Annotated in this window: 1 pseudogene; it reads left to right on the forward strand. The window is 48.7% G+C overall.

Features of this window, described 5'->3' with window-relative positions:
• Window positions 1-452: pseudogene (locus tag AB4585_RS27155) on the forward strand (bifunctional metallophosphatase/5'-nucleotidase); the annotation flags it as partial.

The following is a 452-nucleotide window of genomic DNA, read 5'->3' on the forward strand; positions in this document are numbered from 1 at the left end:
ATGATGGACATTGCAAACCCTGATCCCGACACTCCGTTCGTCAATGCCACGCAAACGGCCATCAACACGGTTGAACAAATCCGTGAATCAGGGATCAACAAAATCATACTGCTTAGCCACCTTGGCTACGATGCTGATCTGAAGCTTGCTGAGAGTGTTAAGGGTATTAGCCTGATTATTGGAGGACATTCTCACGTCCTGCAGGGTGATTTTAGCGAACTGGGCTTGTCGTGCCGAGATGAGTACGGAAAACGCGTTAACGACACTTACGTTGTGCAAGCAGGCCTGCACGCACAAGCCATCGGCCACTGTGATATTGATTTTGATGAATCGGGCAAGGTCGTTGCATTTCTTGGTCGAAATGAGCTTCTGATTGGTCGTCGGTTGTGCCTTGATGCGACGATGAGCGATTGCGACTGTGATGGCGAATATAATCAGGTGTTCGACTATTT

This window comes from Vibrio sp. 10N.222.49.C9, from assembly GCF_041474985.1.
GTDB classification, from domain to species: Bacteria; Pseudomonadota; Gammaproteobacteria; order Enterobacterales; family Vibrionaceae; genus Vibrio; species Vibrio crassostreae_C.